We start from the raw sequence: 23081 nt of genomic DNA, 5'->3' as shown, positions 1-23081 counted from the left end.
AGCGCTCACGAGCGCCCGGTCGTTACTCACGCGGGCACGGGCGCCTCGTCGTTGAACCCCGCCCAGTGCCGCACGTCGAACCGACCCGGCCCGGACCCGCCGCCCAACTCGATCCGCCTGCCCTGCACGGCCTCCACGGTCCGCGCCGCCTGCCGGTCCAGCAGCCGGTCGATCTCCGCGCCGGCCAGCCCGTCGATCTCCTCCCAGAACGTCATCACCCGGTTCACGTACAGCGCGACCAGGTGGTCCCGCGCCGCCTCGAACCGGCCGCCCGCCACCGCCGCCACCGCGTCGGCCAGGACGTGCGGCCAGTCCTCCGCGGTCACCCGCAGGCCCCACGGCGCGGGCCGGACCTCCTTGGCCGCCGGGAACAACGTCCGCACGTCGGCGAAGTGCGCGTCGAGGTAGCGGGCCACCGACGCGGACACCCGCGAGACCACCGCCGGGTCCTGCCGCACCGCCGCGCCGTCCACCGCCGCCCGCGCGCGGGGCACGTCCGGGCCCGGCGGGCGCAGCCGGTCGGTGGTCAGCACGACGTGGAACAGCGAGTCCAGCACCTGCTGCGGGAGCCGCAGGATCTTGGGGAACGGCGAGTTGTGCAGCTTGCGCCCCAGCGGCACCTCCACCACCCGCACGTGCTCGCGCAGCGCGTTCGCGGTCAGCCACACGTCGATGCCGTAGAGGTAGGCGCTGTCCGGCCGCGACCAGGTCCGGGCCAGGTCGAGGAACGCCCGGTTGAACGCGAACTCGCCGCCGATGGGCTGCTCGACGTGCACCCCGAACACCGCCGCGAGCAACGGGCTGGCCAGGTGGTTGGTGGTGTTGGCCTCGAACCGGTTGCGCCGGTAGGTCGGCACGGCCAGCGCGGGCTCGTCGCCGTCGACCGCGTCCGCGAGCCGGCCGACCCACTCCGGCTCGGTGGACCGGACGTCGGCGTCGAGCAGCAGCACCCGGTCCGCGTCGAGGTCCAGCGCCCGGTCGACGATCGCGAACACGTTGGTGCCCTTGCCGGTGCCCGCGCCGGGCGAGCTGGCCACCACCTTGCGGGCGCGCAGCGGTGTCTCGGCGAACCGCCGCACCGTGCCGTCGGTGCTGCCGTTCTCGGCGAGCACGACGACGTTTCTCCCGCGGGGGAAGGCGAGGTGCAGGCCGGCGTCGGCGGCCCGGGCCACCGCGCCGACCGTGCGCTCCTCGTCGCGGGCCGGGATGCCGACGACGGTGGTTCGGTTCATGGGTCCGAATGCTTGGTGCCCCGGGTTACGGGGACACGGCGGTGAGGTAACAGCTCACCGGGGTCTTGCCCTCGGTCCGGTGCGGGCGAGGGAGCGCGGGTGGGGCCGGGAGCGGACGACGGGGGCGTGCGGCGGGATCGGCAGCGGCTGCGAGTCCTGCTGCTGGCGGGGGAACTCGAAGCTCGGCAGCTCGTGCCGCCCGCTCTGCTCGGACCGCGTGGGCTGCCGGGGCTGCTCGACGGCGGGACCGTGGCCGGACGCCGGCTCCGGGGCCACCGGGCGGCCGAACCCGGAGCCCTGTGCGCCGGCGAACCCCGGCTCGGCCGCCGCCGCGTCCGGCGCGACCGGTCGGCCGTAGCCGGAGCCCTGCGGCTCGGTGAACCCCGGTTGAGGTGCCGGGTTCTGCGCGTCGGCCAACCGCTCGGGTGGAGCCAGGTGCTGGGGGACACGCCGGGTGCGCTCCGCCTCGGGCACCCGGTTCTGCCGCCACAGCTCCATCGACAGCTTGATCATCGCGGTCGGCGCGTCCAGCCCCACCATGCCCACCAGCCGCCCGCCGTCGATGAACCCGGTGATGGTCCGGTGGTCCTTCTTCGACCCGGCCAGCGTCGTGGTGTCCTTGCCCATCGACGGCAGCCCGGACCCCTGGATGCGCATCCCGTACTGCTCGGTCCAGAACCGCGGAACGGGGGTGAACGGCCGCGAACTCTCCCTGCCCGCCAACAGGTTCTCCGCGGCCGCCCGCCCCATTTCCACCGCGTTGAGCCAGTGCTCGACCCGACGCGGCTGCCCTCCGAACCGGAGGTTCGGCCACCGCGCGACGTCACCCGCGGCCACGATGTCGGACGCCCCGACCACGTGGCACGTGGGGTCGCACAGCACCCCGTCCTCCAGCACCAGCCCGGACCCGCGCAGCCAGGCCACCGACGGCGACGCGCCGACGGCGATCACCACGACCGCCGCGACGAACACCTGGCCGTCGGACAGGTGGATCGCCACCCCGCCCGCCTGCGGCATCCAGTGCCGGATCTTGACCCCCATCGCCATCCGCACGCCGCGCGCCCGGTGCGCCTCGGTCACGGTGTCCGCGATGTTCTTGCCGACCGCGCTGCCCAGCAGCGTGTTGGACCGGCTCACGATGGCCACGTCCCGGCCCATCGTCTTCACCGACGCCGCCATCTCGCAGCCGATCAGGCCGCCGCCGATCACCACCACCAGGCCCTGCGTGGAGTTGATGGCCTGCTTGATCGCGATCGCGTCGTCCACGGTCCGCAGCACGTGGATGCGCGAGTCCTGGCGCGGCGCGCCCTGGAGGTGCCGGGGTTCGACGCCGGTGGCGATGATCAGACCGTCGTAGCGCAGTTCCTCGCCGCCGGGCAGGCCGACCACGCGCCGGTCGGTCTCCAGGTGGGTGGCCGCGGTGCCCAGCCGCCAGATCGCGTTCAGCTCGCGGCTGATGGTCAGCCGCAGGTCGGCGGCGTGCAGCTCGCCGTTGATGGCCTCCTTGGACAGCGCCGGCCGGTGGTAGGGCAGGTGGCGCTCGGCGCTGACGATCACGATCTCGCCCTGGAACCCCAGCTCGCGCAACCGTTCCCCGGCCCGCAGCCCGGCCAGTCCGCCGCCCGCGATGACGACGCGTTCCTCGTTCTTCACCGGGCACCGCCCCGCAAGTCGGTGGTCACCTGACACGCTCCCGCAGTTCGATGGCGCGCATGGGGCACGCGCGCGCGGCGGCCCGCGCCTTCGCGAACAGCTCGGGTGGGGGCCGGCGCTCGTAGCGCAGCCGTTCGTCGTCGACGAGTTGGAACAGGCCCGGCGCCTCGGCCTGGCAGATGCCGTAGCGGTGGCAGCGCTCGTTGTCCACGCTGACGTCCAGCGCGCTGCCGCCCGCGCCGTCCGGCTCGGGCTCGAACCCCGGCTCCGGCTCCAGCATGCCCAGCCGCACCAGCACGTGCGGCGGCAGGAAGCGGGCCAGGGCGATGGTGACGGTGGGGATGAGGATGGTCAGGCCGGCCAGCCACAGCACGGCCAGGTTGCCGTTGGCGATCGCGCCCAGCCACGAGTGCACCACGGCGATGCCGACCGCGAAGTAGGCGAGCTGGTGCAGCCGCAGCCACTTGCGGTAGTAGATCTTCTTGCGCAGGCCCGCGGTGAACGCGATGACCAGCATGACCTCCAGCCCCACGATGCCCAGCGCGTGCCGGAACAGGCCGCCGCCGACCAGCGGCACCGCGATCCCGACGAAGCTGAACGGGGCGAGCTTGAGCAGGGTGAACGCGAAGGCGTGCAGGCAACCGAAGGACAGGGCCGCGGTCGCCAGGACCATGTGGCTGTTGCGCAGCCCCTGTCTACCGGTGAGCTTGTTGGCCCAGCCGGTCGCGATCAGCACGCCCCAGCACAGGGTGGCGCACATGAACGCGTAGGCCAGGCGAGCCGAGATCTGCGCCACGTGGCGCACCCCGGCGTCGTGGTCGCCCCCGGTCGCCTGCGCGACCAGCAGCGGGACCTGGGAGAACACTTGTCGACCTCCGGGTTGGCGGGAGGAGGGGTTCGAGGCGGCCCGCCCGGGACGGCCGCGCAGGAGTGGTCACGACCGTTCCGGGCGGGGTGAGGGGTGTGAACTTCTCCGGTGCGATGGGGTGTGCTTTCCGGTGACAACCTCCTTTCACTTCACGTCGGCCTTGGGCCGCAGCAGGCGCAGGATCGCGATGGTCACCACCGCGCCCACCAGGCAGATGAGCAGGACGGTCACGGGGTCGGGGCCGGTCGCGCCGACCTGGGCGGTGCGCTGCGGGTCGGCGTTCACCGCCCCCTGCACGGGGGCCGCGCCGCCGGCGCGCACCGGCTTGGACAGCCCCATCTCGGTGACCATGTTGGTGCTCTCCAACAGGGTCATGTGCTTGAGCACGATCTGGTTGCACACCTGGGCGAACTGCCGGATGGCCTCGTTGCGGGTCACCGCCCGGATCTGCCCGATGGCCGGGAAGATCGACCCGTGCGCCGCGCGCAGCCGGTTGGCGAACGACTCGTCGAACGCCGCGCCGGTGCGCGAGCGCATCTCGGCCATCCAGGACTGCTGGTCGGCGTTGGCCTCGTCCGGGATCGGCACGCCCATCTGCCCGGCCAACCGCACCACCCGTTCGTCGAGGAACGTGTGGTCGCTCATGAGCTGCGCGCCGACTTCCTTGACCCGCTGGCTGCCCGCCCGGGTCTGCGCCTCCTCGCCCATGGGCATCTCCCACAGGCCCGCGAGGCGCACCTTGACCAGCAGTTCCTTGTCCAGTTCGGTGATCGGCCCCAGCGGGGTCTGCGTGATCGCGCCCGACGCGGGCGGGTCGTCGGCGGTGGCCGTGCCGGTCAGCGCCGGGGCGAGCAGGAGTTGCGCGGCCAGCACGAGTGCCGCGAATCGCTTGGCTGACATGGGTCTTCCCTCAGTAGCCGTCGCCCGGCGCGGGCGCGGCGCCGTCGTTGGCCTGCGCCTTCTTGCCCTCGGGGGTGACGGCGAACCACGTGCCGCCCTTGCCCTGGCCGGTGATGTCCCCGGCCTTCTTGTCGCCGGTGTACCGGTAGAGGGGCCAGCCGGCGATCGTGACCTGCTTCTTGCCGTCCGCGCGGGTCACCGAGCCGACCGTCGTCGGGTCCACACCGGACGTCATGGTGTGCTCGCCGACCAGCACCGGCGGCCAGGTCTTCGCGCAATCCCCGTCGCAATTGGACTTCGGTGGTTTCGCGGTGTCCTTGTCGTACCGGTACAGGGCGAACCCGCCGGCGTCCGCGACGAACCAGCCCACCTGCTTCGACTCGGTCGCCGACAGCATCTGGTGCGGCTCCTTGCTGAATTCGGGCTGTTGCTGGAGAGTCGTCGTGCCAGAGCCGGCGCCGACCGCGCCGTCCTGACCGCCACCGGCACCCGTGCCGGTCGCGCCACAGGCGCTGACCAGCAGCAACGCCGCGGCGGCCGGAACGGCGCGCCGTGCCACCCGGAAACGTCGACCGCGCATCGTTCGTCCTTTCTCCTGCTGGCGGATTCCGCCGAAGGGACCAGCAGTCCGGTGTTCCGGCTGTGCCTTCGAAGCGGATACCGGGGAGTACGGACACGATGCGGTGACGGTTCAAAAACAGATCGGCGACTTTTTCTCACCCGAAACCCTCGACGTGGAACCGGTTGGCGCGCTTGGATGCTCGGCGTGGCGCGGCACAGACGCAGCACTCAACCCCCAAGAGAACACGCTTGGCCGGACCTCAGCCTGGAAGACGAGCTGATCCGCAGGCTCTACCAGGAGTTCGGCAGCGCGCTGCTCGGGCATGCCATGCGGTTGACGGGCAGTGACCGGCAGTGGGCAGAGGACATCGTGCAGGAGACGCTGGTGCGGGCGTGGCGCAACGCCGAGAAGCTGGAACGGGACCCGGTCCTGCTCCGCTCCTGGCTGTTCACCGTCGCCCGGCGGCTGGTCATCGACGACCGCCGCAAGCGCAGCGTCCGACCGCAGGAGTCGGAGTTGACGCCGTCCGACGAGGCCCCGGTGCGGGACGAAGCGGACCGCACCCTGGCGGCGATAGTGGTGGCAGAGGCGATGAACGGACTGACGGAGGAGCACCGGGAGGCTATTCTCGAGACGTACTTGAGGGATCGGACCGTCGGGGAAGCCGCAGCGGTGCTCGGGGTTCCGCCGGGCACGGTGAAGTCCAGGGTCTACTACGCACTTCGCGCCCTGCGGCGGGCGTTGCAGGATCGGGGCTGACTTCGGTGACTTCGCGTCCGGACCACGTCGACGTGGCGGCGTACGTCCTTGGCATCCTCGACGAGGACGAGGTAGACGCCTTCGAGAACCACCTGGCCCAATGCCGCCGGTGCGCGTTGGACCTGCGCGATTTCGCCGTGCTGCCGGACCTGCTGGACGAAGCCGACGCGAACGGCATGCTGCGCGGAGCCGCGGGCGAACGACCGGACGGCCGGTCGGTGCGCGCGATGCTGGACTCCGTGTCCGAGGACCGGGCTCGTCGCCGCCGCAACACGGTGCTCCTGGCCGCCGCCGCGGCCGTGTTGCTGGTGGCGCTGACCGCCGTGGTGGCGGTCGGCCTGTCGTCGGGGTCGTCGGGCGACGACCTCGCGGCTCAAACGTCGTCGACGGTGCCGGGGCCGAGCGCGGTGGCGAAGTCCGACGTCTCCGGCACCGTCACCCGGACCGACCCGTCCACCGGCGTGTGGGCGCGGATCAATGCGACACCCGAACCGTGGGGCACGGCCGTGGTGCTGGAAGTCAAGGGCGCCAAGGGTCCCACGCGGTGCGAACTGGTGGCGCGGGGCCGGGGCGGTGAGACGATGGTCGTGGGTTCGTGGCAGGTGGGGTCGACCGGTCCGGACAAGGACAAGGACCCGGTGCGGCTCAACGCCTCGGTCGGCATGAAGTGGCACGAGATCTCGGAGTTCATGGTGCGCGACACCAAGGAGGGCGCGACCCTGGTCCGCCTGCCCACCGCGGGCTGACCGTCCAGTCTGGACCAATCGGGCGGGCTGCCCGGCGTCAGACCTGGCGGGCGTCAGACCTGGCGGGCGTCGGATCCGGCGGGCGTCAGATGCGGCGCAGTCCCATGAGGACTCGTTCCATCAGTTCCAGCGTCGGGCGCCCGTCCTGGGCGGCGCCCACCTGCTCGTGCACGTTGATCAGGCTCATCGCGGACATGTCCGCCAGCAGCACGCGCACCACGCCCAACGGCAACCGGAGCCGGGCGGCCACCTCGGCCACCGAGTGCGGGTGCCGGCACAGGTCGCTGATCGCCCGGTGTTCCGCCGTGGACGTCAGGGCGTCGCGGTCGACCCGGTCGTTGGTGGAGACGATGGTCTCGATGGCCAGTGTCGTCGTCGAGCGCGTCCGCCCGCCGGTCCTGGTGTAGGGGCGCACCCGGAAGGTTGACACCACCGGCTCCTCAAGCGGTCGGCTCACGATCTTGTCCACATGCGCGGTCAGGGTCGCTGACGGTGCCAGAACTTAACCCCGACAGTGCCCGCTGTCTCGGTTTTCCCGGCATGTGGGAAAGATCGCGTGTCGCCGCCACGGTGTGTGTTCTCTTGCCTCCCAAGTGTGTCTGAACCGGCCTGCTAACGGTGGGATGATCGGTCGTCAGCCGATGGGCGTCGCGTTGGAGGTCACGACCGGCACGCTAGGAGCACGTAGAGCGGTCTCACAACACTTGTTGACGAAGGTTTGATGTTCGGCCCGGGGATCTCCCTGAGAACGGTTCAGGGTTCACACCGGAGCCGCTCTCAGCCCTGCCCGTGGACGATTGGCGCGGGGACGGCGCGCGCCGTCATGAGGGGCTGTGGAGGATCTGGTGACGGGCAAGACGGAGTCCGCCGCGCGGGCGGTGGACGTGTGGAAGTCCTACGGGACCGGTGAAGCCGCGGTCACCGCGTTGGGCGGGGTCAGCGTCGACTTCGAACGGGGGCGGTTCACCGCGATCATGGGGCCTTCGGGCTCGGGCAAGTCGACGCTCATGCACTGCCTGGCGGGCCTGGACACCATCGACTCCGGTGACGTGTGGATCGGCGACACGAAGGTCAACGGCCTGCGCGACAAGGGTCTCACCGACCTGCGGCGCACCAAGGTGGGCTTCATCTTCCAGCAGTTCAACCTGCTGCCCACGCTGACCGCCGAGGAGAACATCACCCTGCCGCCGGCCATCGGCGGCCGCAAGGTCGACCGGGCCTGGTTCGACACCGTGGTCGACACGGTCGGCCTGCGCGACCGGCTCAGCCACCGGCCCACCCAGCTCTCCGGCGGCCAGCAGCAGCGCGTGGCGTGCGCCCGCGCGCTGGTGTCGCGGCCTGAGGTGGTCTTCGCCGACGAGCCGACCGGCAACCTCGACTCCCGGTCCGGCGCGGAGGTGCTCGGGTTCCTCCAGCGGTCGGCGCGCGAGTTCGGCCAGACGGTCGTCATGGTCACGCACGACCCGAACGCCGCGTCCTACGCCGACCGCGTCATCTTCCTGGCCGACGGCCGGATCGTGCGCGAACTGCACCAGCCGACCGCGGACGCCGTGCTGGAGACAATGAAGCACCTCGACGGCGACGAACTGGTCGTGGTGTAGCGATGTTGAAGGCGACGCTCAAGAGCGTCCTGTCGCGGAAGCTGCGGCTGGTCCTGTCCGGGCTGGCCGTGGTGCTGGGCGTGATGTTCGTGTCCGGCTCGTTCGTCCTGACCGACACCCTGGACCGGTCGTTCAAGAGCCTGTTCACCACGATCTACTCCGACGTGGACGTGCAGGTCGCGGTCAAGCCCAAGGTCGGCTCCGACGACCCGGACCAGGCCCTGGCGGGCACGCTGACCGGTGACGACCTGGCGAAGGTCAAGTCGGTCGAGGGCGCCGGCCGGGTCGTCGGCGACGTGGTGGGGTCCGCGCGGCCCATCGGCGAGAACGGCAAGGTGCTCACCACCTCCGGCGCGCCCCGGCTGGGCACCGCCTGGCGCGACGGCGGGCAGGAGCAGTTGCGCGAGGGCCGCGCGCCCGTGCGCGACGACGAGGTGGCCATCAGCGCCTACCTGGCCAAGACCGGCGGGTTCTCGGTGGGGGAGCAGATCTCCCTGATCACCCTGGAGCCCAAGAAGACCTTCACCGTCGCGGGCATCTTCGGCTACCCCGGCAACCGCGACTCGCTGGGCGGCGAGCTGACCACGGCGTTCACCGAGGCCACCGCGCAGCGGCTGCTGCTCGGCCAGCCCGGCGCGTACAGCGGGATCACCGTGCAGGCGGCGCCGGGCGTGGCGGAGGACGTGCTGCGGCAACGCGTCCAGGACAAGCTGGGCGACGCGTACCAGGTGAAGACGGGGGAGCAGCTCAGCAAGGACTCCGCCGACCAGGTCGGCGAGGGGCTGTCGTTCTTCAACTACGTCCTGCTCGGGTTCGCGGGGATCGCGCTGTTCGTCGGCGTCTTCATCATCCTCAACACGTTCTCCATCATCGTCGCGCAGCGCACGCGGGAGTTGGCGCTGCTGCGGGCGATGGGCGCGAGCCAGCGGCAGATGATCGGCACGGTCGTGCTGGAGGCCGTGGTCATCGGGTTGATCGCGTCCGTCGTGGGGTTGGGCGCGGGCATCGGCGTGGGGGCGTTGCTGGCGAACATCTTCAGCACGGTGGGCGGTGGCAGCCTGCGGCTGGAGGGCATCTCGGTGCCGCTGAGCGCGGTGATCTCGGCGTTCGCGGTCGGCATCGTCGTGACGGTGCTGGCGGCCGTGTTGCCGGCGTTGCGCGCGTCGCGCATCCCGCCTGTGGCCGCGATGCGCGAAGCCGCCACCCCCGACCGGCCGTTGACCCGTCCGACCATCGCGGGTACCGCGCTGACCGCGGCCGGCGGCGGCTTGCTGTGGTACGGGTTCGCCGAGGGTGCGTTGTGGTTCATCATGTCGGGTCTGCTGGTGTCGTTCATCGGCGTGGCCCTGCTGACCCCGCTGATCAGCCGCCCGGTCGTGTCGGTGATCGGCAAGCTCTTGTCGTGGTCGATGCCCGGCACTCTGGGCCGCCGCAACTCCGCCCGCAACCCCCGCCGCACCGCGATCACCGCGGCGGCTCTGATGGTCGGGATCGCGCTGATCACGGGTGTGAGTGTGGTCCTGACGTCGGCGACGACGAGCATCACGAAGGTCGCCGAGGGGCAGGTGAAGTCGGACCTGATCGTGTCCGGCGAGGCGAGCGGTCCGGGTGGGGATGCGACTTTCCAGCCGGGGCGGTTGGACGAGGTGGCGCGACTGTCCGGTGTGGACTCTTCGTTCGGCTGGTACTCGGACCGGATCCTGGTGGACGGCAAGCCCCAGTTCGGCATCGCGGTGACCGATGTGCCGGTGATGCAGAAGCAGTTCGGCTTGTCCGCCAAGGAGGGTGCGTTCGCGGAGTTGGCGGACGGGACGCTGGCGTTGGACGAGGACTCCGCTGCGGCGCTTGGTGTGAAGCAGGGCAGCACGGTGTCCGTGCAGACGACCAAGGGCGAGGCGCGGACGTACGCGGTGGCGTTGGTGTACGCGAAGAACAACGTGCTGGTGAACGCGATCGTGCTGCCGGAGGGGGCGGCGAAGCAGTTCCGGGTGGAGCAGTTGAGCAATGCGTTCGTGCAGGTGTCGCCGGGGGTGGCGGTGCAGGACGTGCAGAAGCGCGTCGAGCCGTTGTTCGCGGACAACCCGGAGATCACGGTGCAGGACCGCAGTGCGTTCGTGAAGCAGCAGGCGTCGCAGTTGGACACGGTGTTGCTGATGATCCAGATCTTGCTGGCGCTGGCGATCTTGATCGCGGTGCTCGGGGTGATCAACACTTTGGCGCTGTCGGTGATCGAGCGGACGCGGGAGCTGGGGTTGCTGCGGGCGATCGGGATGCGGCGGGCTCAGGTGATGCGGATGATCACCGTCGAGTCGGTGGTGATCTCGGTGTTCGGTGCGTTGTTGGGGTTGGGCGTCGGGACGGCTCTGGGGGTTGGGGCGGTTCGGGCGCTGAAGGACGAGGGGTTCACGGATCTGGGGATTCCGTGGGCGCAGATGGGTAGTTATCTGCTGATCGCGGCGGTGATCGGCGTGGTGGCCGCGATCCTGCCGGCGATTCGGGCGGCGAGGTTGAACGTGCTGCAGGCGATCTCGTACGAGTAGACGGTTCGAGCCCGACCGAAACGCCCCGCCGGACTTCTTCGGCGGGGCGTTCGCCGTAGTTTGTCGTACCCCGGTGGGACAATGGTGACCGGGGGCCGGAGGCCACACCCGCCGCCGCATGCCGCTCTCGGCTGCCGCAGCCGCCGCATGCCGCTCTCGGCTGCCGCATGCCGCTCTCCACTGCCGCAGCCGCTCGGAGGCAACGGCGGCCAGGGGCGAAGGCTGCGGCGGTGGAGGCGGCCAGCGGTAAGAAGCCGCGGTCGAGGTGGAGAAGGCTAGCCGTGGGCAGCGAAGGCGGAGAGCGGCTGGCGGTGGTGAGCGCAGCCAGTGGTGGTGTGGGCGGCTGGCTGTGGGCGGCGGGTGCGGGGAGGCGGCCGGTGGTGGGCAGCGGCGGTGGACGGCGGGAGTGGTGTGCTTGTGGGGGTGGGCGCTGGCCTCCGGCCCCCGGTCACCGGTGGGGGCTGGCCTCCGGCCCCCGGTCACCATTGTCCCACTGGGGTACGACATTTGGCCGCATTAGTGGCCGGCAGTATCGGCGGATGCGGCAGGAGCGCCTCTGCCTTCAGGTGGAACGTGCGGAAACCGGGGCTCGGGCTGGTTCCAGTTTCAGGGCCTCCTCCAACAGCGCCTCGACGATCTGCGACTCCGCGACCGTCCGCACCACCTCCCCCCGCACGAAGATCTGCCCCTTCCCGTTCCCGGACGACACCCCCAGATCCGCCTCCCGAGCCTCACCAGGCCCATTCACCACACAACCCATCACCGCCACGCGCAGCGGGAACGGGAAGTCCTCGAACGCCGCACTCACCTGGTCCGCCAACCGATAAACATCCACCTGCGCCCGCCCACAAGACGGACACGAAACAACCTCCAACTTCCGCGGCCGCAACCCCAACGCCGCCAAGATCTGCGAGCCGACCTTCACCTCCTCCACGGGAGGCGCGGACAGAGACACCCGAATCGTGTCCCCGATGCCCTCCGCCAGCAGCAACGCGAACGCCACCGACGACTTGACCGTCCCCTGCACCAACGGCCCCGCCTCCGTCACCCCCAAGTGCAACGGGTAATCGCACGCCTGCGCCAACTGCCGGTACGCCGAAACCATCACCATCGGGTCGTGGTGCTTCACCGACAGCTTCAAGTCCGTGAACCCGTGCTCCTCGAACAGCGAACACTCCCACAGCGCCGACTCCACCAGCGCCTCCGGCGTCGCCCCGCCGTACTTCCGGTACAGCCGCTGGTCCAACGACCCAGCGTTGACACCGATGCGGATCGGCACCCGCGCCGCGCCCGCCGCCGCAGCGATCTCGCCCACCCGGTCGTCGAACGCCCGGATGTTCCCCGGGTTCACCCGCACCCCCGCGCAACCGGCGTCGATGGCGGCGAACACGTACCGGGGCTGGAAGTGGATGTCGGCGATCACCGGGATCGGCGACTTCGCAGCAATGGCAGGCAAAGCGTCGGCGTCGTCCTGGGACGGCACGGCGACCCGGACGATCTCGCAGCCCGCCGCCGTCAACTCCGCGATCTGGCGCAGGGTGGCCTCGACGTCGGCGGTCGGTGTGGTGGTCATGGACTGGACGCTGACCGGGGCGTCCCCGCCCACCGGCACGTTGCCGACGAGCAGCTTGCGGGACGGCCGGCGGCGGCGCACCGGGGGTGCGAGCGGCAACGTGGTCAACTGTGCTCCTTGAGTCGCTTGAGGACGGTCGTGGTGATGCCGGCCGCGTCGAGGCCGTGTGCCCGCAGGATCTCCGCGCGGCTGCCGTGCGGCAGGAAGCTCGACGGGAGGGCGAACGTCCCGACCCGCGTGGGCGCGCCGACCACCGCGAGCGCTTGCGCCAGCCGACCGCCCAACGCACCCACCGCCGAGGTGTCCTCGACGGCCAGCACCAAGCGGTGTTCGGCGGCCAGGTTGACCAGGGACGGGTCCAAGGGGGCGATCCAGCGCGGGTCCACGACCGTCACCGGCACGCCGTGATCGGCCAACTCCTCAGCTGACGAAAGACAGGCCTCAGCCATCGGGCCGACCGCGATCAGCAAACCCACCGCCTCCGGCTCGTACCGGAGCACGTCGACCTTGCCCTCCCGGCGCAGCGCCGGGATGTCCGGACCGACCGACGCCTTCGGGTACCGCAACGCGGTCGGCCCGTCCGCCACCGCCACGGCCTCCCGCAGCAACTCCCGCAACCGCGAAGCGTCCCGCGGCGCGGCCAGTCGCAGGCCCGGCACGACCGGCAGCAGGGACGCGTCCCACATGCCGTGGTGGCTGGGGCCGTCCGGACCGGTCACCCCGGCGCGGTCCAGCACGAACGTCACCGGCAGCCGGTGCAGCGCGACATCCAGCAAGACCTGGTCGAACGCCCGCGACAAGAAAGTCGAGTACACCGCCACCACGGGGTGCAAGCCGGCCATCGCCAAGCCCGCCGCCGACGTCACCGCGTGCTGCTCGGCGATCCCGACGTCGAACACCCGCGTCGGGAACCGCGCGGCGAACGCGTCCAAGCCGGTCGGCCCCTGCATGGCGGCGGTCAGGCACACCAGGTCCGGCCGCTCGGCGCCCAGCAGGGCGATCTCCGCCCCGAACACGTCGGTCCACGTCGCACGCCCGCCCGACCCGGCCGCCGACACCGCGTGCAGGCAGTCGGCCGGGTCCTCCTCGGCGGGCGGGTAGCCCTTGCCCTTGCGGGTCACGCAGTGCACCACCACGGGCCGCCCGTACGACGCCACCTCCAGAAAAGCGTTTTCCAACTCGACGGGGTCGTGGCCGTCGACCGGCCCGAGATAACCCAGCCCCAGCTCCTCGAACACCGTCGGCCGACGCCCACCGCGCAGGGAAGCCAGGTGCGCCGCCAACCCGCCCCGGGTCGGCGCGTACGACCGGCCGTTGTCGTTGAGCACGACCACCACCGGGTGCTCCAACAACGCGAGGTTGTTCAACGCCTCCCACGCCATCCCGCCGGTCAGCGCGCCGTCACCCACCACGGCCACCACTCGCCGCGAAGAACCCTTCAACCGCAGCGCTTTCGCCACACCGTCCGCATAGGACAGTCCAGTGGAAGCGTGCGAGTTCTCGATGACGTCGTGCGGCGACTCGGCCGCCGAGGGGTAGCCCGACAGCCCACCGGCCTTGCGCAGCGTCTCGAACTCCGCCGCCCGACCGGTCAGCACCTTGTGCACGTACGCCTGGTGCCCGGTGTCGAACAGCAGCACGTCGTGCGGCGAGTCGAACACCCGGTGCACCGCGATGGTCAGCTCCACCGCCCCCAGGTTCGGCCCCAGGTGCCCGCCCGCCCGCGACACCCGCTCGATCAGGAACCGCCGGATCTCACCCGCCAGCACCGGCAGCGCCGAGGACGGCAGCGCGCGCACGTCCCGCGGCCCGGCGATGGCCTCCAGCAGGGTCATCGTGTCCTCACCGCGGTCGGCAGGGTGAACGTGATCGTCTCCCGGGCGGTCTCGCGCACCTGCACGTCCCACGCGCCCAGCGCCTCGATCACCTCGTCCACCAGCCGCGGCGGGGCCGACGCGCCCGCGGACAGCCCCACCACCCGGACGTCCTCCAGCCACTCGGGCCGGATGTCGGACACGTCGTCCACCAGGTGCGCCGGGACGCCCTGCCGGCGGGCCAGTTCCACCAGCCGCACCGAGTTCGACGAGTTCGCCGACCCCACCACCAGCACCAGGTCCGCCTCGCCCGCGATCTCGCGCACCGCGTCCTGCCGGTTGGTGGTGGCGTAGCAGATGTCGTCCGACGCCGGCCCCTTCAGCGCCGGGAACCTCGCCTTCAGCGCCGCGACCACCTCGGTCGTCTCGTCCACGGCCAGCGTGGTCTGGGTCAGGTAGGACACCCGGTCGGGGTCGGGCACCTCCAGCGCGGCGACGTCGGCGGCGCTCTCCACCAGCACGATCCGCTCCGGGTCCTCGCCCAGCGTGCCGTCGACCTCCTCGTGCCCAGCGTGCCCGATCAGCACGACGGTGTCGCCGCGGGCCAGGAACCGGCGCGCCTCGGCGTGCACCTTGGTCACCAGGGGGCAGGTCGCGTCCACCACGTCCAGGCCGCGCCGCGCCGCCTCCGCGCGCACCGCCGGGGACACGCCGTGCGCGGAGAACACGACGGTCGCGCCGTCGGGCACCGCGTCCAGCTCGTCGACGAACACCGCCCCGCGCGCCTCCAGCTCGGCCACGACGTGGGTGTTGTGCACGATCTGCTTGCGCACGTGGATCGGCCCGCCGCGCTGCGCCAGCAACCGCTCCACGATCTCGATCGCCCGCTCGACCCCGGCGCAGAACGACCGGGGCGACGCGAGCAGCACCACGGGCAGGACCATCGGTGTGCTCCTTCAGTGGTCTCGACGGGTGGCCAGGCGCGCCAGGGCGTCCAGCTCCGCTTCGGCGCGCTCGTCGGGTTCGGCGGCCCGCAGGTGGACCCGCGCCCGCGCCAGCAGGTCCTCGGCCTGGGACAGGCTCCACGCGCGGGCGCCGGTGGCCTCGATCAGCTCAGCCGCGCGTTCCAGCTCGGCGGGGGTCAGCTGCGCGTCGGAGTGGTAGAGCGCGTCCAGCTCGCGCGCGTCGGCCGTCTCGGCGGCCAGCGCGGCCACCACGGGCAGGGACTTCTTCCGGTTGTGCAGGTCGGAGTACACCGGTTTGCCGGTCACCGCCGGGTCGCCCCAGATGCCCAGCAGGTCGTCGGTGAACTGGAACGCCAGGCCCACCAGCTCGCCGAACGAGCGCAGCTGCTCGACCTGGTCGGGCCGCCCGTCGCCGAACAGCGCGCCGACCGCGCACGACGCGCCGATCAGCGCCGCGGTCTTGTTCTCGGCCATCCGCACGCACTCGCCGACCTGCACGTCACCGCGCTCCTCGAACGCGAGGTCGGCGGCCTGGCCGTCGTTGAGCCGCTGGGTGGCGTCGGACAGCACCCGGATCGCGCGCGCCGCCGACGGGTGCCCGCTGCCCGCGAGCACGTCCAGCGCCATGGTCAGCAGCGCGTCGCCGGCCAGGATCGCCGCGTTCACGCCGAACGTGCTCCACGCCGTCGGCCGGTGCCGCCGGGTGGTGTCGCCGTCCATCACGTCGTCGTGCAGCAGGGAGAAGTTGTGCACCAGCTCCACGGCCACCGCCGCGGGCAGCGCGGTCGCCGCCGCGCCGCCCACGGCCTGCGCGGCCAGCAGGGCGAACGCCGGTCGGATCGCCTTGCCGGGGTCCGCGCCGGTCGGGTGGCCGTGCTCGTCCCACCACCCGAAGTGGTAGCCCGCGATGGCGCGCATCGAGTCGGGCAGCCGGTCCACCGCCGTGCGCAGCGCGGGGTCCACCCCGGCGCGGCTCCAGCTCAGCACTTCGCGCGCGGACCGGCGCGCAGGGGTCGCGTCCAGGTCGGTCATGGACTCCGCTCCGTGTTCGGGGGAAGCTCCCGGCAGTCCACAAAGGACTGTTGGGGGCGCGGGAGTGACCGGGCGGCCGGGTGCGCCGCACCCGGCCGCCGGCACCGGGGCTGTGCGCTAGTAGCGGCCGATCTCGACGTGCTCCAGCACGCCCAGCGCGTCGGGCACCAGGACGGCGACCGAGTAGTACGCGCTGACCAGGTAGGAGATGATGCCCTTCTCGTCGATGCCCATGAACCGCACGTTCAGACTCGGCTGGAACTCGTCGGGGATGCCGGTCTGGTGCAGGCCGATCACGCCGTTGTCGTCCTCGCCCACGCGCATGGCGATGATCGAGCTGGTGCCGTGCTCGGTGATCGGGATCTTGTCGCACGGCAGGATCGGCACACCGCGCCACGTCGAGACGTGCGTGTCGTCCACCAGCGCGGTCCCGGGGTACAGGCCCCGCTTGGACGCCTCGCGCCCGAACGCGGCGATCGTCCGGGGGTGGGCCAGGAAGAACGCCGTCTTGCGGCGCCTGGACAGCAGGTCGTCCATGTCGTCCGGGGTCGGCGGGCCGCTCCGGGTGTGGATGCGCTGCTTGAGGTCGGCGTTGTGCAGGAGACCGAACTCCTTGTTGTTGACCATCTCGAACTCCTGCCGCTCGCGCAGGGCCTCGACGGTCAACCGCAACTGCTGCTCGGTCTGGTTCATCGGGTGGTTGTAGAGGTCGGACACGCGCGTGTGCACCCGCAGCACGGTCTGGGCGACGCTCAGCTCGTACTCGCGCGGGTGCAGCTCGTAGTCCACGAACGTGGCCGGCAGGTCCGGCTCGCCCTCGTGGCCCGACGCGATGTCGATCGCCGCCTCGCCGTGCTTGTTCTGCGGCTTGGACCGGCCCCGCGCGAAGTTCTCCAGGTGCGTGCGCAGCGCTTCGGCGTGCCCGTTGAGCTGCCGCACCGCGCGCAGCGGCAGCCGCAGCACGATCACCGGGGTCACCGCCTTCGCGGTGAACTCCCACTGGATCTCCTGGCCGGCGAGCACCTCGGCGCCGAAGTACTCGCCGTTGGCCAGCGTGTCGAGCTTGTGCTCGTCGCCGTACTCGCCGCGCCCGACCCGGCTGACCTTGCCGTGCGCGATGAGGTAGATCTCGTCGGCCGGGCGGCCCACCTCGACGATGATGTCGCCGGGCTGGTACTCGTGCTGCTCGAACCGGTCGGCCAGCGCCGCCAGGACCGACTCGTCGTCGAAGTCGCGCAGGCCGGGCAGCTCCCGCAGCTCCTGCGGGATGACCCGGATGTCCGCGCCGGTGCTGGTGAACGTCACCCGCCCGTCACCGACGGCGTAGGTGAGCCGCCGGTTGACCCGGTACGTGCCGGCCTGGGTCTGCACCCAGGGCAGCTTGCGCAGCAGCCACCGGGGGGAGATGCCCTGCATCTGCGGCACGGACTTGGTCGTGCTGGCCAGGTTCCGCGCCGCTCTGGTGCTGAGGCTCTGCCGCTGCTGCTCGGCCTCTTCCGCGCTGAGGCCGGGGTCTGTCACGGTCACGTCAGGTACCCAATCTCGTCGTGGGGACTAGTCTTCGCGGCCGATTTCCACGTGCTCCAGCACACCCAGGGCGTCCGGCACGAGGATCGCCGCCGAGTAGTACGTGCTGACGAGGTAGGAGATGATCGCCTTGTCGCTGATGCCCATGAACCGCACGTTCAGGCCCGGCTGGTACTCGTCGGGCAGGCCGGTCTGGTGCAGGCCGATGACGCCCTGGTTGTTCTCGCCGGCGCGCAGCAGCATCACCGAGCTGGTGCGGTGCTTGCTGATCTCGATCTTGCTGCACGGCAGGATCGGCACGCCGCGCCACGCGGGCACGCGGTGCCCGCCGAGGTCCACGGCGTCGGGGTTGATGCCGCGCTTGTTGAACTCCCGCCCGATCGCCGCGATCACCCGCGGGTGGGCCAGGAACGCCGTCGGCTGCTTCCACACCACGGCGAGCAGCTCGTCGAGGTCGTCCGGGGTGGGCGGGCCGTTGCGGGTCGGGATGCGGTTGCGCAGGTCGGCGGCGTTGAGCAGGCCGAAGTCCCGGTTGTTGACCATCTCGTACTCCTGGCGCTCGCGCAGCGCCTCGATGGTCAACCGCAACTGCTGCTCGACCTGGTCCATCGGGTGGTTGTAGAGGTCGGCGACGCGGCTGTGCACGCGCAGCACGGTCTGCGCGACGCTCAGCTCCAGCTCGCGGGGCTTGAGCTCGTAGTCCACGTACGTGCCGGGCAGGTCGGGCTCGCCGTCGTGGCCGGACGCGATGTCGATCTCGGCCTCGCCGTGGCGGTTCTGCTTGCGCGCGCCGGGCGCGGACAGGCGCTGGATGTGCGCGCGCAGACCGCCCGCGTTGCCGTTCATCCGCTCGAAGTCTTCCCAGCTCAGCGAGAGCGCGATGACCGGCGTGACGGCCTTGGCGGTGAACTCCCACTCGCCCTGCGGCCCGGCCAGGACCTCGGCGCCGAAGTACTCGCCGTTGGCCAGCACGCCCAGCACGGTCTGGTCGCCGTACTCGCCCCGGCCGATCTTGTTGACCTTGCCGTGGGCGATCAGCCACACCTGGTCCCGCGGCCGGCCGCGCTCGACGATCACGTCGCCGGGCTGGTACTCGTGCTGCTGGAACCGCTCGGCGAGCGCGGCGAGCGCCTCGACGTCCTCGAAGCCGCGCAGGTAGGGCAGCTCGCACAGCTCCTGCGGGACCACGTCGACGTCCGCGCCGATGTTGGTGAAGGTGAGCCGCCCGTCGCCGACGGCGAAGGTCAGCCGGCGGTTGACCCGGTAGGCGCCACCGGAGGCTTCCACCCAGGGGAGGACTTTGAGCAGCCACCGGGAGGTGATGCCCTGCATCTGCGGAACGGACTTGGTGGTGGTCGCCAGGTTCCGGGCCGCCGCTGTGCCGAGGCTTAGCCGTGGCTGCTCGACGTCCAGTTCGGAATCGGTCACAGTCACCAGTACACCGCCAATCGGATTTGTTCATTGGGCCGGATTGACGGTAGTGACGCCGAATAGGCGTCCGGAAGGGGCCGATACGGCGACCTCCCATAGTGCTATGCGGCTGCGCTGCGTGTACACCGGGTGCAGGTAGTGGCGTCGGCAAGTATTATCGGGTGATTTTCGTCGGCGTTGGAGTCATATTCGTTTTCACGTGGAATGTGTAACTCTTTCGCTCCGGCGGAATTCACTCGAAGGTGCTGTTGACGGGTGCCGGAAGTGTCCGTGCGGTGGGTTCACCGCAAATGTGCGGTCCGAAAATCAGCCATAGGGCGCACGCCAAACGCCGCAGCCGCCCCGGTGGGGACGGCTGCGGCAGCGCGGAGCAGTGGATCAGGAGTGCGGGCAGGTGTCCCGGTACTCCTCGATCAAGGTGCTGCGGCCCGGTGCCGGGCACAGGAACTGCTCGTAGCGGGTGTCGTTGTCGATGAACCGCTTGAGCCAGGAGATGCTGTACTTCGCGATCGTGGTGTTGGAGGTGTTGGGCGCGAAGTGGTCCGCGCTGTTCAGCTCCAGGTACGCCTTGTCCAACGTGGACGGCAGGCTGGTGTAGAACGGCTCGGAGTGCGAGGACACCGGGGCGATGGAGTCGTTCTCCGCGCCGATGACCAGGGTCGGCACCCGGACGCTGCCCCAGGTCTTGTCGGTGTGCCAGCCGGTCAGCGGGATCGCCGCCTGGAGCGCCGGCCGGGTCTCGGCGGCCCGCAGGGTGCCGCCGCCGCCCATGGAGTGGCCCATGACGCCGAGCCGGGTGGCGTCGATGCGCGTGCGGACCGTGCTGCGCTGGGTCAGGTGGTCCAGCGCGGCCAGCAGTTGCGACGCGCGGCTGTCGGGCTGGTCGTAGATGGAGTTGGTGTCGATGGTGAACACCACGAAGCCCTGGGACGCCAAGCGTGGGCCGAGCCAGGAGATGCTCGACTGCGTCCCGGTGAACCCGGGCGAGATCGCCACCGCGCCGAAGGTGCCCTCGGCGGTGCTGGTCGGGTAGTAGATGGTGCCGCCGCCGAAGCCGGTCACCGCCAGTGACGACACCGAGGTCGACGCGGTGGCGAACGGGCCGCGGACGGCCTCGATGCTGGAGTTGGTCGGCGCCGGGCCCCGTTCGTAGGGGTTCTCGGCGGCCTGGGCGGTGGGGGTCGCCGCGGTCAGGAGCAGGGCGACCGCGGGGATCAGTCTGCGGAGTTGCACGTCGCTGTACACCTCGCTTGCGCAGGGAAACGGACGCCTCGACCCTGCTCCGGCCGGGGCCGGGCGCGCATCGGTGGAACCACCGGTGTGCACGCCGAAAACTAACGCTGGTAGATAATTTTCGCCGCAGGTCTTCCGCCCGGCGGCGGCGTCCGGCGAGACTGGCCCGGTGCTGCACGGACGTGATCGGCAGCGCGTCGCCGTAGACGCGGTGCTCGACCGTGCCCGGGCCGGCCGGGGCGGCGTGCTGGTGCTGCGCGGCGAGCCCGGGTCGGGCAAGTCCGCGCTGCTGGCCCACGCCGCCTCGTACCCCGCGGCGCTGTGCGTGGACGACGCCCACGAGTGCGACGACCTGACCGACCTGTTGGCGTTGGCGCGGGAGGTCGAGGGCACCCGGGCGGCGGTGTTCATCGCGACCGAGGGGCCGCCGCACGGGCTGCCCGGCGTGACGTTGGACCCGCTGGACCGGGCGGCGAGCCTGCGCGTGCTGCACGACCGGCGACCGGGGCTGCCCGCCGAACTCGCGGCGGACCTGGTGGACCTGGCCTGCGGGAACCCGTTGGCCCTGGTGGAGCTGGCCGATGCGTTGACCTCGGCGGAGTTGGGCGGCACCGCGCCCGCGCCGACCACCCTGCCTTCGGACAGCGCGTTGCGGACCCGTCTGCGGGCGCGCCTGGACGCCTTGAGCGCGGAGGCGGTGCGGGCGGTGGCGATGGCTGCGGTGGACGAGGAGGTCGACGCCGACGCGCTCCTGGTTCTGGGCGTCGACCCGCGCGCGGTGGAGGAGGCGGGCGAACTGCTCGATCCTCGGCGGCTGATCCGCTCGACTTTGCGCACCGAGTTGCCGCCCACCGCGCGCTATGAGGCACACCAGGCCCTGGCCGCCGCCCTGCCACCCGGACCGCGCCGCACCTGGCACCATGCCGCCACCACCCCGGCCGCGGCCCGCGACCCGAACACCGGCCGTCCCGCCGATCAGCCCGCCGCCGATCGCCTAGCCGATCGCCCTGCTGCCGAGGCGTTTGCGGACCAGCTCTTCGAGGCGGCGCAGCGAGCCCGGTTGCGTGGCGACCACGTGTCCGCCGCCCGTGATCATGACCGGGCGGCGGCCCTCACCGGCGATCCCGGCCTCAAAGCGCACCGGCTGGTCTCCGCTGCCGCCGACCACTGGGCGATGGGCGCGGCACACCGGTCCCGCGCCGTCCTGCGCGTGGCCGAACGGCTCACCGACGACCCCGACCTCCGCGCGCTCACCGACCTCGTCCGCGGCGGCATCGACCTCGGCGACGGCCTGCCCGACGTCGCCGCCCGCCGGCTGGTCCGCGCCGCCGAAGGCCTGGTCGGCACCCGGCGCGCCCTCGCGATCGCCGCCCTGGGCTTCGCGGGCGAGGCGGCCAGCATCGCCGGGGACCACCAGCGGCACGCCGACATCGCCGCGTTCGCCGAGCGCGTCCGCGCACCCGACGAGCCGCCCGCCACCCGGATCACCCTCGACCACCTGGTCGGCATGTCGGCCACCTTCGCGGGCCGGCACGAGCAGGCCCTGCCGCACCTGCGGTCCGTGGTCGAGCTGGCCGACCGGGTCCCGCACCCGCAGGCGGGCATCTGGGGCGCGCAGGCCGCTTACGTCCTCGGCGACGCCGCCCGCGCCCACGAACTGGCCGCGGGCGCGGTCACCGCCGCCCGCGAGTCCGGTCTCACCGCCCTGGTGTCGTGGGCGCTGGTCTACCGGGCGCTGTCCGCGCTGCTGCTCGACCAGCACGCGGTGGCGCTGTCCGCCGCCACAGAGGGCGCGCACGCGGCCACCGCGCTGGGCCAGCACAACGCCGTGGTGGACCACCTGACGATCCTCGCCCTGCTCGCGGCCTTCCGCGGCGACACCGACACCGCCCTGCACAACATCGACGCCGCCAACGAGCAGATCGTCCGCCGCGGCCTGGGCCGGTCCGGCACGTTCGGCGCGTGGGCGTTCGCCTGCGTCGACCTCGCCCTGGACCGCCCGGCCGACGCGCTGGACCGCCTCCGGCTCAAGGCCACGGGCGTCCACGCGGGCATCAGGGTGATGGCCGCGCCGCAGGTCGTCGAAGCCGCCGTGGGGTGCGGTCGACCGTCCACAGCGGACAGAGCGCTCCAACGGTTCGAGAAGTGGGCCGGCGCCACGAACTGCCCGGCGCGCATGGCGTTGTCCCACCGCTGCCACGGCCTGCTGTCCGAGGGGCCCCGCTCCGACGAGCACTTCCGCGAGGCGATCCGGCTGCACCGCGAGAGCGGCACCGCGATGGAACTGGCCCGCACCGAACTGCTGTACGGGCACCGCCTGCGCCGCACCCGCAAACCCCGTGCGGCGCGGGAACTCCTGCGCGACGCGCTGAAGATCTTCCAGTCCTACGAGGCGGACCACTGGGTCGACCGCGCCCGCGCCGAGCTGCGCGCCGCCGGCGAGACCACCGCCCCGGTCGGCCAGGCCGCCGACCTCACCCCGCAGCAGGCCCGCATCGCCCGCCTGGTCGCCGAGGGCGCGACCAACCGGGAGATCGCCGCGCGCCTGTTCCTCAGCCACCGCACGGTGGAACACCACCTGCGCAACATGTTCACCAGGCTGGGCGTGCGGTCGCGGGTGGAGCTGACCAGGATGATCGGATAGG

Annotated in this window: 18 protein-coding genes; 5 read left to right on the top strand and 13 right to left on the bottom strand. The window is 71.6% G+C overall.

Features of this window, described 5'->3' with window-relative positions; all coding sequences use genetic code 11:
* Positions 1-26: 26 nt before the first annotated feature.
* The 5 genes from RIN75_RS13725 to RIN75_RS13705 form a co-directional block, all read right to left on the bottom strand.
* Positions 27-1232 carry a family 2 glycosyl transferase gene (locus RIN75_RS13725; protein ID WP_309112270.1) on the bottom strand — a complete coding sequence of 402 codons (1206 nt, stop codon included), beginning with the start codon at positions 1230-1232 and terminating at the stop codon, positions 27-29.
* Between the two features lie 54 nt (positions 1233-1286).
* Entirely contained in the window at positions 1287-2885 is a 1599-nt protein-coding gene (locus tag RIN75_RS13720) for an FAD-dependent oxidoreductase (protein WP_309112269.1), read from the bottom strand.
* A gap of 25 nt (positions 2886-2910) precedes the next feature.
* Positions 2911-3750: a ferric reductase-like transmembrane domain-containing protein gene (locus RIN75_RS13715; protein ID WP_309112268.1), complete on the bottom strand. Its 840-nt coding sequence runs from the start codon at positions 3748-3750 to the stop codon at positions 2911-2913.
* Positions 3751-3897: 147 nt separating this feature from the next.
* Complete coding sequence (locus RIN75_RS13710; protein WP_309112267.1) at positions 3898-4653, bottom strand: DUF4142 domain-containing protein; 756 nt, start codon at positions 4651-4653, stop codon at positions 3898-3900.
* 10 nt (positions 4654-4663) lie between these two features.
* Positions 4664-5233 carry a hypothetical protein gene (locus RIN75_RS13705; RefSeq protein ID WP_309112266.1) on the bottom strand — a complete coding sequence of 190 codons (570 nt, stop codon included), beginning with the start codon at positions 5231-5233 and terminating at the stop codon, positions 4664-4666.
* Between the two features lie 177 nt (positions 5234-5410).
* Here RIN75_RS13705 and RIN75_RS13700 point away from each other — a divergent pair, with 177 nt between their 5' ends.
* Together RIN75_RS13700 and RIN75_RS13695 are read left to right on the top strand one after the other, a co-directional pair.
* Positions 5411-5974 carry a sigma-70 family RNA polymerase sigma factor gene (locus RIN75_RS13700; protein WP_309112265.1) on the top strand — a complete coding sequence of 188 codons (564 nt, stop codon included), beginning with the start codon at positions 5411-5413 and terminating at the stop codon, positions 5972-5974.
* A 5-nt stretch (positions 5975-5979) separates the two neighbouring features.
* On the top strand, positions 5980-6720 hold the full coding sequence (locus tag RIN75_RS13695; RefSeq protein ID WP_309112264.1) for a zf-HC2 domain-containing protein: 741 nt from the start codon (positions 5980-5982) through the stop codon (positions 6718-6720).
* An 85-nt stretch (positions 6721-6805) separates the two neighbouring features.
* Here the strand turns inward: RIN75_RS13695 and RIN75_RS13690 are convergent, their stop codons facing one another.
* Entirely contained in the window at positions 6806-7150 is a 345-nt protein-coding gene (locus tag RIN75_RS13690; RefSeq protein ID WP_309112263.1) for a DUF742 domain-containing protein, read from the bottom strand.
* 415 nt (positions 7151-7565) lie between these two features.
* On the opposite strand from RIN75_RS13690, the gene RIN75_RS13685 reads away from it, so the two are divergent.
* Both RIN75_RS13685 and RIN75_RS13680 read left to right on the top strand, forming a co-directional pair.
* Positions 7566-8321 carry an ABC transporter ATP-binding protein gene (locus RIN75_RS13685; protein WP_309112262.1) on the top strand — a complete coding sequence of 252 codons (756 nt, stop codon included), beginning with the start codon at positions 7566-7568 and terminating at the stop codon, positions 8319-8321.
* 2 nt (positions 8322-8323) lie between these two features.
* A complete protein-coding gene (locus RIN75_RS13680; protein ID WP_309112261.1) occupies positions 8324-10861 on the top strand; it encodes an ABC transporter permease in 2538 nt (845 codons plus the stop codon).
* 562 nt (positions 10862-11423) lie between these two features.
* Here RIN75_RS13680 and ispG read toward each other — a convergent pair.
* From ispG to RIN75_RS13645, 7 genes are all read right to left on the bottom strand, one after another.
* The gene (ispG, locus tag RIN75_RS13675) at positions 11424-12542 is read right to left on the bottom strand and encodes a flavodoxin-dependent (E)-4-hydroxy-3-methylbut-2-enyl-diphosphate synthase (RefSeq protein WP_309112260.1); all 1119 of its coding nucleotides are present in this window, start codon (positions 12540-12542) and stop codon (positions 11424-11426) included.
* Positions 12539-14269 (bottom strand): 1-deoxy-D-xylulose-5-phosphate synthase, encoded by a 1731-nt coding sequence (locus RIN75_RS13670; RefSeq protein WP_309112259.1) that lies wholly within the window; start codon positions 14267-14269, stop codon positions 12539-12541. The genes ispG and RIN75_RS13670 overlap by 4 nt, the downstream gene beginning before the upstream one ends.
* On the bottom strand, positions 14266-15192 hold the full coding sequence (gene ispH / locus RIN75_RS13665; protein ID WP_309112258.1) for a 4-hydroxy-3-methylbut-2-enyl diphosphate reductase: 927 nt from the start codon (positions 15190-15192) through the stop codon (positions 14266-14268). Before ispH ends, RIN75_RS13670 begins: the two co-directional genes overlap by 4 nt.
* Positions 15193-15204: 12 nt before the next feature.
* On the bottom strand, positions 15205-16245 hold the full coding sequence (locus tag RIN75_RS13660; RefSeq protein WP_309112257.1) for a family 2 encapsulin nanocompartment cargo protein polyprenyl transferase: 1041 nt from the start codon (positions 16243-16245) through the stop codon (positions 15205-15207).
* Between the two features lie 117 nt (positions 16246-16362).
* Positions 16363-17772, bottom strand: coding sequence for a family 2B encapsulin nanocompartment shell protein (locus RIN75_RS13655; protein WP_309112256.1), 1410 nt, complete (start codon positions 17770-17772; stop codon positions 16363-16365).
* Between the two features lie 27 nt (positions 17773-17799).
* Positions 17800-19206 (bottom strand): family 2B encapsulin nanocompartment shell protein, encoded by a 1407-nt coding sequence (locus tag RIN75_RS13650; RefSeq protein WP_309112255.1) that lies wholly within the window; start codon positions 19204-19206, stop codon positions 17800-17802.
* A 375-nt stretch (positions 19207-19581) separates the two neighbouring features.
* Complete coding sequence (locus RIN75_RS13645; RefSeq protein WP_375295952.1) at positions 19582-20421, bottom strand: alpha/beta hydrolase family protein; 840 nt, start codon at positions 20419-20421, stop codon at positions 19582-19584.
* Between the two features lie 184 nt (positions 20422-20605).
* Between RIN75_RS13645 and RIN75_RS13640 the strand changes: the two genes are divergently transcribed.
* A complete protein-coding gene (locus RIN75_RS13640) occupies positions 20606-23080 on the top strand; it encodes a LuxR C-terminal-related transcriptional regulator (protein WP_309112253.1) in 2475 nt (824 codons plus the stop codon).
* Position 23081 lies beyond the last annotated feature (1 nt).

It is taken from the genome of Saccharothrix sp., assembly GCF_031180885.1.
In the GTDB taxonomy this organism is placed as follows: Bacteria; Actinomycetota; Actinomycetes; order Mycobacteriales; family Pseudonocardiaceae; genus Actinosynnema.
This window is presented reverse-complemented; position numbering and strand designations above follow the sequence as displayed.